11 protein-coding genes and 2 pseudogenes are annotated in these 12,018 nt (G+C 59.9%); 8 read left to right on the top strand and 5 right to left on the bottom strand.

Going from position 1 to position 12,018, the window contains the following annotated elements:
• The 4 genes from groL to NKI47_RS33730 form a co-directional block, all read left to right on the top strand.
• A partial coding sequence (groL, locus tag NKI47_RS33715; protein WP_352595892.1) for a chaperonin GroEL occupies window positions 1-1,232 on the top strand: 1,232 nt, incomplete at its 5' end.
• 146 nt (window positions 1,233-1,378) lie between these two features.
• On the top strand, window positions 1,379-1,669 hold the full coding sequence (locus tag NKI47_RS33720; RefSeq protein WP_352595894.1) for an ABC transporter permease family protein: 291 nt from the start codon (window positions 1,379-1,381) through the stop codon (window positions 1,667-1,669).
• A gap of 39 nt (window positions 1,670-1,708) precedes the next feature.
• Complete coding sequence (locus NKI47_RS33725; RefSeq protein ID WP_352595896.1) at window positions 1,709-2,002, top strand: ABC transporter permease family protein; 294 nt, start codon at window positions 1,709-1,711, stop codon at window positions 2,000-2,002.
• 672 nt (window positions 2,003-2,674) lie between these two features.
• On the top strand, window positions 2,675-3,757 hold the full coding sequence (locus tag NKI47_RS33730; protein WP_352595898.1) for an HPP family protein: 1,083 nt from the start codon (window positions 2,675-2,677) through the stop codon (window positions 3,755-3,757).
• Between the two features lie 1,053 nt (window positions 3,758-4,810).
• Here NKI47_RS33730 and NKI47_RS33735 read toward each other — a convergent pair.
• The 3 genes from NKI47_RS33735 to NKI47_RS33745 all read right to left on the bottom strand — a co-directional run bounded on the left by NKI47_RS33735 (window position 4,811) and on the right by NKI47_RS33745 (window position 6,319).
• On the bottom strand, window positions 4,811-5,449 hold the full coding sequence (locus tag NKI47_RS33735; RefSeq protein ID WP_352595900.1) for a hypothetical protein: 639 nt from the start codon (window positions 5,447-5,449) through the stop codon (window positions 4,811-4,813).
• Window positions 5,450-5,482: 33 nt separating this feature from the next.
• Entirely contained in the window at window positions 5,483-6,013 is a 531-nt protein-coding gene (locus tag NKI47_RS33740; protein WP_352595903.1) for a DUF7931 domain-containing protein, read from the bottom strand.
• 66 nt (window positions 6,014-6,079) lie between these two features.
• Window positions 6,080-6,319 (bottom strand): DUF6471 domain-containing protein, encoded by a 240-nt coding sequence (locus NKI47_RS33745; RefSeq protein WP_352593212.1) that lies wholly within the window; start codon window positions 6,317-6,319, stop codon window positions 6,080-6,082.
• 102 nt (window positions 6,320-6,421) lie between these two features.
• Here NKI47_RS33745 and NKI47_RS33750 point away from each other — a divergent pair.
• Window positions 6,422-7,096 (top strand): annotated as a pseudogene (locus NKI47_RS33750) (IS1595 family transposase); the annotation flags it as partial.
• A 277-nt stretch (window positions 7,097-7,373) separates the two neighbouring features.
• On the opposite strand, the pseudogene NKI47_RS33755 reads toward NKI47_RS33750, so the two are convergent.
• A pseudogene (locus tag NKI47_RS33755) lies at window positions 7,374-8,415 on the bottom strand (IS110 family RNA-guided transposase).
• Window positions 8,416-8,593: 178 nt separating this feature from the next.
• Between NKI47_RS33755 and NKI47_RS33760 the strand changes: the two are divergent.
• The 3 genes from NKI47_RS33760 to NKI47_RS33770 all read left to right on the top strand — a co-directional run bounded on the left by NKI47_RS33760 (window position 8,594) and on the right by NKI47_RS33770 (window position 11,364).
• Window positions 8,594-9,700, top strand: coding sequence for an IS5 family transposase (locus NKI47_RS33760; RefSeq protein WP_352595906.1), 1,107 nt, complete (start codon window positions 8,594-8,596; stop codon window positions 9,698-9,700).
• Window positions 9,697-10,041, top strand: coding sequence for a hypothetical protein (locus NKI47_RS33765; RefSeq protein WP_352595909.1), 345 nt, complete (start codon window positions 9,697-9,699; stop codon window positions 10,039-10,041). The genes NKI47_RS33760 and NKI47_RS33765 overlap by 4 nt, the downstream gene beginning before the upstream one ends.
• Window positions 10,042-11,151: 1,110 nt before the next feature.
• Window positions 11,152-11,364, top strand: a complete 213-nt coding sequence (locus tag NKI47_RS33770) for a cold-shock protein (RefSeq protein ID WP_023749661.1) — start codon at window positions 11,152-11,154, stop codon at window positions 11,362-11,364.
• Window positions 11,365-11,598: 234 nt separating this feature from the next.
• Here NKI47_RS33770 and NKI47_RS33775 read toward each other — a convergent pair.
• On the bottom strand, window positions 11,599-12,018 hold a 420-nt coding region (locus tag NKI47_RS33775), incomplete at its 5' end, for a Ros/MucR family transcriptional regulator (RefSeq protein ID WP_352595912.1).

Consider the following 12,018-nt stretch of genomic DNA (forward strand, 5'->3'; position numbering starts at 1 on the left):
AAGAGGTTGCCCAGGTCGGCACCATCGCCGGCAATGGCGACGTGTCGGTCGGCTCGATGATCGCGGAAGCGATGCAGAAGGTCGGCAATGAGGGCGTCATCACGGTCGAGGAAGCAAAGACCGCCGAGACCGAGCTTGAAGTCGTTGAAGGCATGCAGTTCGACCGCGGCTATCTCTCGCCCTACTTCGTCACCAACGCCGAAAAGATGGTTGCGGATCTGGAAGACGCCTACATCCTGCTCCACGAGAAGAAGCTCTCCAACCTGCAGGCCATGCTGCCGATCCTCGAGGCTGTCGTGCAGACCTCGAAGCCGCTGGTCATCATCTCGGAAGACGTCGAAGGCGAGGCCCTGGCCACGCTGGTCGTCAACAAGCTGCGTGGCGGCCTGAAGATCGCTGCCGTCAAGGCGCCGGGCTTCGGTGATCGCCGCAAGGCCATGCTGGAAGACATCGCTATCCTCACCGGTGGCCAGGTCATTTCCGAAGACCTCGGCATCAAGCTCGAGAATGTCGGCCTCAACATGCTCGGCCGCGCCAAGAAGGTGTCGATCTCCAAGGAGAACACCACCATCGTTGACGGCGCCGGCAAGAAGGAAGAGATCCAGGGCCGCGTCGCCCAGATCAAGCAGCAGATCGAGGAGACCACCTCGGACTACGACAAGGAGAAGCTGCAGGAACGTCTCGCCAAGCTGGCAGGCGGCGTTGCCGTCATCCGCGTCGGCGGTGCGACCGAGATCGAAGTCAAGGAAAAGAAGGACCGCGTCGATGACGCCCTCAACGCGACCCGTGCGGCCGTCGAAGAAGGCATCGTTCCCGGCGGCGGCGTCGCCCTGCTGCGCGCTTCGCTGGCCATCACCGTCACCGGCGCCAACTCCGACCAGACCGCGGGCATCAGCATCGTGCGTCGCGCGCTGCAGGCTCCGGCCCGTCAGATCGCGGCCAACGCCGGTGCGGAAGCATCGATCGTCGCCGGCAAGATCCTCGAGAACAAGGGCGCGACCTTCGGCTACAACGCCCAGACCGGCGAATATGGCGACATGATCGCCATGGGTATCGTCGATCCGGTCAAGGTTGTGCGCACGGCTCTGCAGGATGCGGCCTCGGTCGCCGGCCTGCTGGTCACCACGGAAGCCATGATCGCGGAGGCTCCGAAGAAGGAGTCGGCTGGCGGCGGCATGCCGGCTGGTATGCCCGGCGGTGGCATGGGCGGCATGGGCGGTATGGATTTCTAATCCAGCCAATCTCGCAAGCTTACGGAAAGGGCGGCAGCGATGCCGCCCTTTTCGTGTGTGCCGAGCATGATCGACAGCTTTAGACGTGCAAGTCCTCTACCCAGCCTGATGGCGGCGAAGGGTTAGCGAAGCGCAACGGCGTCGTCGTGAGGGGGGTCTGGCCGTGTCCTTTCGTTCAGCCGCTGGTCGAAACTCACGATGATCGTGCTGCCTCTCGCCCGCCGTCGATCTCTGCAGGGCTGCGAGAAGGCCTTGCCAGCGGCTGGCAGACCCTGGTTGCGGTAGAACTCATCGCATCGTTCGAAGGGCTCCGATACCTGATGGCCTATGGTCGTCAGCTCTTTCAATTGGAACTCGTCTTTTCGGCCATGATCGTGGTCGGCCTGACCGGATTGGTGGTCCACGGCCTGCTCACGTTTGCCGAAAACTATCTGTAACGCTGGCGTCCGGAGACCCCACGATCAGCCTGATCACGATTGCAGGTCGGGATAGGCTGTCGCGGCGCTTCCATCGCACCGCCGGCCTTCCGCTTCATCGGCCGACATCTGCGGCCGCTTGCGGTGCTGATGGCGCTGCTCGCGATTTGGGAGTTGCTCGCCCATGCCGGCGCTGCTGACCCACGTTTTCTACCGCGGCTGGAAGAGGTGGCGGCCCGCGGCATGGCAGAGTTCAGCCGAGGTGGCCTCGGCTCCAATCTTCTGGTGAGCCTGGAACGTGACCTGATCGGTTTCGTGTGTGGCAGTGTGGCGGAATCGCGCGTGGTCTGGTGATCGGATTTTCTCGCCTCATCGAACGCCTGAGAGGCTCGTGGTCGCGGTTGTATTACGCTATTACGTGACCTGATCACGTTGACGATGCCAGCACCTTCATTGGCCACTTTCTGGACCATGTACGTCACATCAGGCTCCCCCGCCCGATCGACACGAGCCGGCTCTGTAACCAAGCCGCCGTCATATGGCGGTTCCACGACGGCACTGGCGGCAGTCGTCTTCTCAGCGGCTACAGGTGGACGTTTCAGCAGCCAACGAATCCGATGGTGGCAAGGACAGGCAGACCAAGCACCGCGTAGAAGCCGTACTCCGCTGGAGTTCGCCTCGGAAGTGGAGCGACAAGGGCCTGATTTGTCTTGCCATGCCGACATTGTCAGCACGCTTTTCGAAGCCTCTGAATTCCTTAGTGTCCATCCCAGCTCGACCTCCGACCATCCCCATTTCCGGCTGCCCGCGGCACGACAGCCCTTGGCCTCTAGCTGCGCTCGAGCGGATCAGCGTGCCGTCCGCCTCCTCTGGCTGATCAAAATGTCTGCACCCATTTGGCAATGGCCGTTTCGCGCAAAAGTATTCCCCCGTGAGCCGGCTTTCCGAATTGGCTTAACTTCCAAATCTGTGGCTTTGCCTGCATTGCGGAGCGCGGAGTTCCGACCACTCGTCCAAGGGTATGCCATGGCGTTTCGTCTCTTTGTTCCGATCCTTGCGGGTGCAACGCTGCGCGAGCGGCTGCTCGCCTGCATCGGGGCCATGATCGGCATCGCATTGACTGGCGTGATCAGTGCGCTGGCGAACGGGTCTGGCCCACATGTCGCACTGCTGGTTGCTCCAATGGGAGCATCGGCCGTGCTGCTCTTTGCCGTGCCTTCAAGCCCGCTGGCGCAACCTTGGTCGATTATCGGTGGCAATACGATTTCGGCGCTGGTCGGGGTGATCGTGGCGCATTTCGTGCATGAACCCGTCCTTGCTACCGGCATTGCGGTGGCGCTGGCGATCGCCGCCATGTCGTTCACGCGCTGCCTGCATCCGCCGGGTGGCGCCGCCGCCTTAACTGCGGTGTTCGGCGGACCGGCCGTCTTCAGCTCGGGCTTGCTGTTTCCCTTCGTTCCGGTAGCGCTGAACTCGATCGTGCTGGTTGCACTCGGCTACGGCATCCATAAACTGTCGCGGCGCAACTATCCGCATGTGGCGGCTCCCGCCCTTAAAAGCGCGCATGGAACCATCGATCCGCCGGCGCGGGAGCGGGTCGGCTTCCAGCCCGAGGATATCGATGCCGCGCTCGGCGCGCTGGAGGAAACCTTCGATATCGACCGCAACGATCTTGAGCGGCTGCTACGGCAGGTCGAGTTGCAGGCGATGGTGCGCTCCCACCGGACCCTGCTGTGCGAGGACATCATGTCGCGCGATGTGATTTCGGTCGATGAACATGCGCCTGCCGACCAGGCGCGTCATTTGCTGCTCGATCACAACATCCGGACGCTGCCGGTGACCGACGCCGACGGCGGGCTGGTCGGTGTAGTTGGCCTGCGCGAGCTGACGAAGGCGACCGACGCGGTGAGGGCTGTGATGTCGAAGGCTGGCACCGCCTCTCCCGATACGCCGGCGATGAGCCTGCTGCCGGTGCTCACCGACGGCCGCAGCCATGCCGTGGTCATCGTCGATGCCGAGCGACGCATTATTGGGCTGATCACCCAGACCGACCTGCTGGCAGCGGCAGCGCGCGTGCACATGGCGGACACAACGCTGGCAGCGGCATAAAATAGTGATCCGGACTTGCTCAATCCGGGAACCCGATGGGGCGCCAATAGGATAGTGGTATTAAGTGCGGCCTTCCGCCTAAGACAATTCCTTTTTACGAGTAGATCAACCCTGAAACGCGACCGCGTGCTCAGGCATCTGGTTCACGTAGGCCAAGTACGACTGCAACAACGGAACACTCTTCAACCTTGCCGGTGGCCAGAGCCAGTCCGCTATGTCGACCAAAGGCGCGGACTACAAATGGAACCATCTGGTGGACGGCTCCTCTGCAACGATGGTAGCGCGGTTCGCATGTCCAAGGCTGGCTTGAAGCTCTACGTCGCGGGTTGAATGATCCTTGGCAAGGGTCGCGGCTCAGACGCCGAGGACGCGGTTCGCAATTCCATGCAGGTGGTCCTTTCCTTTGGTTCCTGCATTTCGCCTATGGTGAGGCGCCGCCGACTCCCGTCATGCATCACGCCGACGACCGCCGCTTCCTCGCCGCGCCAAGGGTTTGACTAGGCCGACGATAGACCCTGAGATAAGCAATTCCGAAACGATGTGGCTTCCTTGCGCGAAGTCGGCTCTGTCGAACAGCGATGTCAACATGATCCTGAGTTTCGAGGGTTCGCCGCGCATCAATCCTATAACCTTGATGACGTTCCTGACTAGGAGGATGAGGCTGCTCCAACACGTCCACCGTGTTAGGAATTGCCATTGCACGAGTTGATCTCGGACTTCTTCGTCGCGCGTCGCCAATTTCCAGCCCAATACCGCGCCTACGCTTGGTACCCGAACCACGCGGCCTATCGCCCTCATGCCCACTTCGAGGACCCTCCAGGATCGGGCCTGTTCGGATAGGTGTGGGAGGCCGAAGCATCAGAGGGAACGGCCAGACGCTACCATGAGGATGCGCCATCTGCCGAAGAGCCGTACCGTTACCTTCGTCACTGTGCGGAACGCGGGGCGACCGTCGCTTCAGCCATCCGGCTTTGGGTGTCATTTCTCCCCTGGCGGAGTCCACCGCCCCCGACAAAAGCCCGGTCTTATGTAGCAAACGCACCAAGCGAGAAATTACGCAGCGGGCTGTACGGTAGTAACCGTGCCCGTGGCAGCGTCGACCGCCTTGGATGCCGCCGCAGTGGTGGCTGCGGCTTCCATAAGTGCTGCCTTACCAAGAGACGTGACTTGGTATCGCAGAAACCTTCGCGCTGCGAGTTGCACCCACGCGCCCGCCCAAGCCATCAACATAGGCCATACAAATGCCAAGACTGAGAGTAAGAAGTAGAAGCTGATGGAATTGGCATCTTTGCAAAGAAACCATCCAATGATCCCAGCACTGTGGGCCGTTCCAAGGATTAACATAAACGCAACAAATACAGTTAAAACAATTGATAGAAGCTTTCCAAGCCTCCAGAAGAAAAACACGTTGAACAATATGCCCCACACACTAGGTGGGGTATTTATCCATCGTGTTTCGGGAATCAGGATACGATTTTTATCAATCGTCTTTACGTCTGCAATGGCTCTTAGCTGTCCATACCAGATAGTATCCTTTACAGCGTCAGTTGCGCTGGCCTCCACCGCTGCAAGCGACTCGCTGACGCTGTCGCTAATACGAGTGATGTAGGCAAATACCGCAAGATTGAGATATGCAAGGTTTAGCCCCAGCGCCGCCCCGAGAACGGGCTCCAGCTGGGGCAACATAGACACACAGGACGCCGGCTCACCCAAAATGGTCTTTGCCTACGCCGCGACAGTCGCGGCGCGAAGGTTCATTGGAGCACTGGTCTGCCAAACACGATCAAAGAGGCGGATCAGGTCATTGGTTAAAGGAGATTCGCCGAACAGCGCTATTGCCGCTGTTTCAGTGTTGTCCTTCTCAAAACGAAGTCCTTTGTTGTCCATGATCGAAAAATTCATCTGGATTGGCGCCCTAAGGTGCTGTGGTACAACCCGGATTTGCAAGTTTGGATGACCTACCAAACTGTGAAAAAACGGGTGGTTGCTGGTATCCAGATTATGCGGCTCCTCGATCAGAACCTCAGCTTTGCGGTTTGGCAGGCCCAGGAAGAGGTTCGCGTGAGCTACGGTGTCCGGCGCCCCGTAAATTCGGGGGTCGAAGGTTCTGCTGAGGATTCGAATGCACGAGGACGCCCGAGCGAACATACGCTCTATGATGATAGAAGCGTGGATGTGTGAGCCATTCAGAACAACCTCACCGCTCATCTCTCGGATCAGCCGATCTATTTTTGCGCGGTAAACTTCGTCAGACATGGCCACAGCCCATCACATGAATTCGCCTAAATGTAGGCGACCCCCCAGCATCATGCTGGAAATATACTACTCCAAAATTATAGAGGAGCAACCTATGACGGAAAGGGCCTGCAAAAAAAACGCTGCCGTAAACCCGCCTCGACTGATTTTGTTGTTCAAATTGCGCTCGGTCTCATGAACACCGATGGCTGACAGCTTTTCGGCGAGTTGGGCATAGGTGACCCCCTTTCGCTTCAATTCCGCCTTCAACAGGTTCTTGGCCTTCGTCTCATACTCGACGGTTGCCGGGTCGTCCTTCCGTGCCATGTGCCGCCTCAAAAAATACCATCATATCCGGTGATATAAACCCCTGCATTTGGCGGTGCAAGCCGTCATATACGGTGAACAAAATCACCGGATATGATGACAATGCCCCAGCACTTCCTACTTTCCGCCGAAAGCCGCTCGCTCTCCCTCAAAGAAATTTACAAGGGTGGCGAGGAAAAGGCTTACGACACGTTCAAGGTCCTTCGCTGGGCTTCGACACAAGGTGAGCCTGTTTGTCCGAAATGCGGATGCCTGGACCACTACGACATTCCGACCCGTCGCAAGTTCAAGTGCGCCGCCTGCGGTGCGCAGTTCTCCGTCACGTCCGGTACGATCTTCGCTTCGCGCAAGCTGGCATTTGTCGATCTGTTGGCCGCGATCTGCCTGTTCGTCAACGGCGCAAAGGGCATGTGGGCTGTCCAGTTCTCCCGCGATCTGGACGTTCAGTACAAGACTGCCTTCGTGCTTGGCCACAAGCTGCGCGAAGCCCTGTCGGCTGAAACCAAGAACGAAACGCTTGAAGGCGAAGTCGAAATAGACGGTGCATTTTTCGGAGGCGTCGTGCGCCCTGAGAACCGCGTAGAGGACCGCAAGGACCGTCGCATGAAGGAACATCAGTCAGACCGTCGTCGCGTCGTCATCGCCCTGCGCGAGCGCGCCGGCCGTACCTTGACGTTCATCCGCCATCGCGAAGCCGAGGGCGTTGAGATCGCCCGCGCGCGCATGCTGGCCGGCACCAAGCTGTTCGCAGACGAGGCCAGCCATTGGGACGCTCTAGCAGGCTTCTCTGATTGGGGTCGTTGAGGTCAAGCTCCTCCTGATAATTTTCCGGACCATGTCGCCCCGCGGGTCACTCGCTTCTCTTCGCGGTCGGGGTTAGGCCGCCGCATGATGGGGTCAGTAGAGCGAGGCGTCTCAATCTGTTGAACGACCTTAGGAGAGTTCGTCCCAGGATCGTGCCTGCTAACGAGATCGCCTTGCCCGTCCCCACGGGAACGATCCGGCTCACGCCCTTTCGGGCGGAAGCAACTCCTCCTTCGTTGGTCCGTTGTGCCTATTTCATGGCCGATACGGAGCCGGATGCCTTGCCGAAGCGGAATTCTGTCGCATCGCTCCACATGCGATGCAGGATGACAGCGAGCTTGCGAGCAACAGCAACTCGGGCTCGGGCCATACCGCGCCGCTTGGCGACGTTCATACCCCACGCTCTGAGGCTCGACCATTTCTTGCTGAGCACAAGCAGCGAATGAGCCGCCTCATAGAGGGCGTGCGGGCGAGCTCGTCACCGCATCGGCTTACCTTGCCCTGAATGTCCGTCTCGCCAGATTGATAGCGTGCCGGGGCCAGACCCAAATGCGCTCCGACATCCCTCGATCGGCGAAAGCGGTCCGGCTGATCGACCGTGGCACGAAAGGCGAGCGCGGTGATGGGTCCCACACCGGGCACGGACATGAGGCGCCGGCAGACTTGCTCCTTGCGGGCGATATTGAAGACCTGCTTTGTCAGTCGCCCGCACTCGCGCAACATCGTTGCCACGATCGCCAGAAGCGGCTCGACAAGCGCCATGATGACCGTATCTGCGCCAATCAGTTCGCGCACGCGATGGGCGAAAGCTGCGCGGCCTGGAGTGCCGAGCTTGATGCCGGCCTCCCGCAGAATCGCCCTGACGACATTTTCGATCGTCCGCATTTATTGAGGACCGTGCGTCGCGCAACGAGGAGGGATCGCCAGAGCCGACACTGCTGGCTCTTCACATGCACCTGCCGATACCAGCCGGTGCGCATGATCTGCGCCAAGGCGCGGGCGTCGTTGCGATCGGTTTTGTTCGGCATCGTTTTCATCGCCGCGTTGGCCTGCCGGGTCTCGATGCAGATCGCCGGCAATCCTTCGGCGCGAATACCGTCATAAAGCCAGGCTGTCAGCGAACAGGCTTCGAGCCCGATGCGCTCCAGCGGCAGATCGATTTTCCGCAAGGCTTCATAAAGCGCCCTCGGCTCACTCGCCGCCCGCCCTTCCTTCACGATCCGGCCGCTCTCGTCGACGACACAGATCGCGGTCTCTTCCAAAGACACGTCAAGTCCGGCAAAATACTTCATGGCTGCTCCTCCTGATGTTTGTGGCGATCTACATCGACCACGTTCTCACATCTCGACAGGAGCAGCCGCCCTCAATTTGGCTCGGGCGAGACCCCAATCACCCCATCTGTTGAAAAAGGCCCTCGCCACCGGACCGCAGCAATGATTCACTGGCTCCGAAGGGATTCGGAGGTGACGAGTGCGCGGCGGCGACGATCGAACTGGCGAACTTTTCAGCTACGTGGACCTTGAGGTCCGGGTGCGGCGCGATCATCCGGTGCGCCGCATTCGGGCGATTGTGAACGAGGCGCTATCGGCGCTGGAGCGTGAGTTCGCGGCGCTGTATTCGCCGATCGGACGGCCATCGATCCCGCCGGAGAAGCTGCTCAGGGCAATGCTTTTGCAGGCGTTCTATTCGATCCGCTCGGAACGGCTGTCGATGGAGCGGCTGGAATACGACCTCCTGTTCCGCTGGTTTGTCGGCATCGGCGTCGACGATGCGGCCTGGGACCATTCGGTGTTCTCCAAAAACCGTGACCGGCTGCTTGAGGGCGACATCGCGGCGAAGTTCATGGGGGCCGTTCTGGCGCAACCCAAGGTGAAGAAGCTTCTGTCTACGGATCACTTCTCGGTCGACGGCACGCTGATCGAGGCCTGGGCGCCGATGAAGAGCGTCAAGCCGAAGGACGGTTCGGGCGAAGATAGCTCAGGCGAGCCGCCGGCTCAGGACGGCGGGCGTAACGCGGAAGCGGACTTCCACGGCGAGAGGCGATCGAACGAGACGCACGCCTCGACCACCGACCCCGACGCCAGGCTCTACCGCAAAGGGCGGGGCAAGGAGGCTAGGTTGTGCTTCATGGGACATGGGCTGATGGAGAACCGCCATGGCCTGCTAGTCGATGCCTGTCTGACGCTGGCCGACGGGCATGCCGAGCGAGTGGCGGCCCTGCATATGATCGAACCTCGCGCCGACCGGCCGCAGGCGATCACGCTCGGCGCCGATAAGGCCTACGACGCTGAGGACTTCGTCAACGAGTTGCGCTCGATGAAGGTGACACCCCACGTAGCGCAGAACACGAACGGCCGTCGTTCGGCGATCGATCGCCGCACCACGCGCCACGGTGGCTATGCCGTCAGCCAGCGCATCAGAAAGCGCATCGAAGAGGCGTTCGGCTGGATCAAAACCGTCGCTGGGCAGGCGAAGACCAAATTGCGCGGCCGCGACCGCGTTGGGTGGGCCTTCACCTTCGCGGCCGCCGCCTACAATCTGGTGCGGCTGCCCAAGCTCTTGGCGGCGTCGAAATGACCGTGCCCGCAGGCTGCCAACTGATCGGCCGCTGGCGGATCATCGAAGCCGATCTGTGGGATCGCGGTTACCTGAACCTCGGTGGACCCGCAACCATCGCCATCGGACCCGACAACAACGGCGAGATCGCCATTGGCGCCCTGCAAGCCGGTCTCGATCTGAGCTACAGCCCCTCGATAGTTCACTTCACATGGGCCGGGTGTGACGAGATGGATGAAGTCACAGGCGATGGCTATGCCGAATTGCTCGACGACGGCTCGATCGAGATCACATTCGCCTACCACAACGGCGACGAGGCCATCCTCAAGGCAATACGTCAGACTTCTTCAACAGCCTGCTAGGCCCATCGCACGCTTTCGTCCACCCGCCCCCATGCATTTTCCAACCATTTTCGAAGACGTTGCTATCGGCCAAGCCACGACTAAAGCGGCTCACCGCCGGAGCCTAGGCTAGGCCCAGGCTCCCGATCTGTTGTCTTGCCGTCAGCATGACCGCCATAATGACCATATCGCCCACGCAGTCGCCTTTAGTAGGCCCATCGCGAAGCCGCAGAATATTCAAAATGCAATGAGGATGGCCGCCACCTTTTCCATACTCGCATGTTCCCGAGTAAATCGACCCGTCCAACGCATTTTTTGAATCGGTCACCTGCGACTGATTATGCTGCTGATGGTCCGCATGCCGGATGTCATGGGTGGCCGGACACAGATTGCACTCGCAAGCGCTCGGCAATCCCAAAGCTGCACTTGGTGCACATCGCATCGGCTTTCCTCCACCGATCAACCCTTAGAGTGGGTTGAGAAGTCGCAACAGGCGGCGCTGACGAGGCTTGTTCCGCAGCCCTCGTTGTCGTTGATCCAGACGCTGGGTGGCGCATGAGGAATCGCAGCAGCGATCACCCATAGGTCAGCTTTGCTGCGCTCGATTTTGTCGATGATCAGATCGGCCCGCCTTCTTCGCGAGAGTGGGCGCTCTAATCAGCCTAGAACAAGCCTGATCCTGGTCAATCTCACGCGCGCCTGCCAGATTGTAGAGCCTCTTGCGGGTGTTTTCTACAACAACCACCAGGGTCATCAGATCAAGCAGGAAGTCGTCGATCGCTTGGCGGTTGTTCCTGACTCACCTTTGAACTGATCCAGCAAAACGCTCGCATGATCGATCGCATCCGCACTGGCCGGAGTAATTAATGCTTCGACTCCTCTTGACGATGGCGATCGTACGAGGTGCCGGCCCCCGACTCCTCATTGCAAGGTTCACCGCGTGGTGCGTTAAGTTTCGTCTGCCTTTGCGACTGCCGCTTGGTCGCGGCCAGTCCACTGGCTCCACGATGCGCCTACCACGGCGTGTCGCTCCGGGCCTTGCGGTCTTTCGCATTTGCTGCGTTATACTATGAACCGGCCCGGTATGATCGCCGAACCAGAACGTTTGCAAACTTTACAAGGAATACGCATATGGCAACTGGAACCGTGAAGTGGTTCAACAGCACCAAGGGGTTTGGATTTATCCAGCCCGACAATGGTGGTCAGGACGTTTTCGTCCACATTTCCGCTGTCGAACGCGCGGGCCTCTCGACCCTCGCTGACGGCCAGAAGATCAACTATGAGATCGAGCAGGACCGCCGCACTGGCAAATCCTCCGCTGGCAGCCTCAGCAAAGCTGGCTGATTTTTCTCCTGCCCCCCGGCAAGAGCCGGAAGTACGCGGCAAGTCCGGATGTACTGACGGCCGCTCGACAAGAGCGGGCGAGAATAGGGCTCGGCGCAGCAGATTGCTGCAAGCGGACGCGCTTCTTGTGAGACAAGAATGTTTGCAGTTGAAGGCGGCTGTCCCCGCCTTCTCGTATTCTGCGCAGATGCCGACGGCAGCTGCGCGCTCCAGAACGAACCTCGAACGCTGAAATCAAGCTGCGACCTTCTTGCGGGTCCGGTTCGTCGGCGCCGGCGTTTCCGGCTCTTTCGGTTTGCGGCCGAGTCCCATCGTCTTGGCCAATGCCGAGCGCGCGGCAGCATAATTCGGCGCGACCATAGGATAATCTGCCGGCAGGCCCCATTTGGCGCGATATTCATCCGGCGTCAGGCCATGGTGGATCGACAAATGGCGCTTTAGCGATTTGAATTTCTTCCCGTCCTCAAGGGAGATGATGTAGTCCGGTGTCACCGACTTCCTGATTGGGACAGCAGGCATAAGCGCAACCGGCTTTTGTGCGGTGACGCCTGCGGCCGTGCCTTTCAGCGCCGCGTGCACTTGGCCGATCAGGGCAGGGAGATCCCCCACCGGGACCGGATTGTTGGAGACATAGGCTGAGACGACATCGGCCGT

The organism is Mesorhizobium sp. M0633 (assembly GCF_040320645.1).
Lineage (GTDB): Bacteria > Pseudomonadota > Alphaproteobacteria > Rhizobiales > Rhizobiaceae > Mesorhizobium.

Bases quoted from the DNA above. Each gene is read 5' to 3' on its own strand.
- NKI47_RS33765 (WP_352595909.1), top strand. From the start codon at position 9,697: ATGACCGTGCCCGCAGGCTGCCAACTGATCGGCCGCTGGCGGATCATC.
- NKI47_RS33740 (WP_352595903.1), bottom strand. From the start codon at position 6,013: ATGTCTGACGAAGTTTACCGCGCAAAAATAGATCGGCTGATCCGAGAG.
- NKI47_RS33745 (WP_352593212.1), bottom strand. From the start codon at position 6,319: ATGGCACGGAAGGACGACCCGGCAACCGTCGAGTATGAGACGAAGGCC.
- NKI47_RS33730 (WP_352595898.1), top strand. From the start codon at position 2,675: ATGGCGTTTCGTCTCTTTGTTCCGATCCTTGCGGGTGCAACGCTGCGC.
- NKI47_RS33770 (WP_023749661.1), top strand. From the start codon at position 11,152: ATGGCAACTGGAACCGTGAAGTGGTTCAACAGCACCAAGGGGTTTGGA.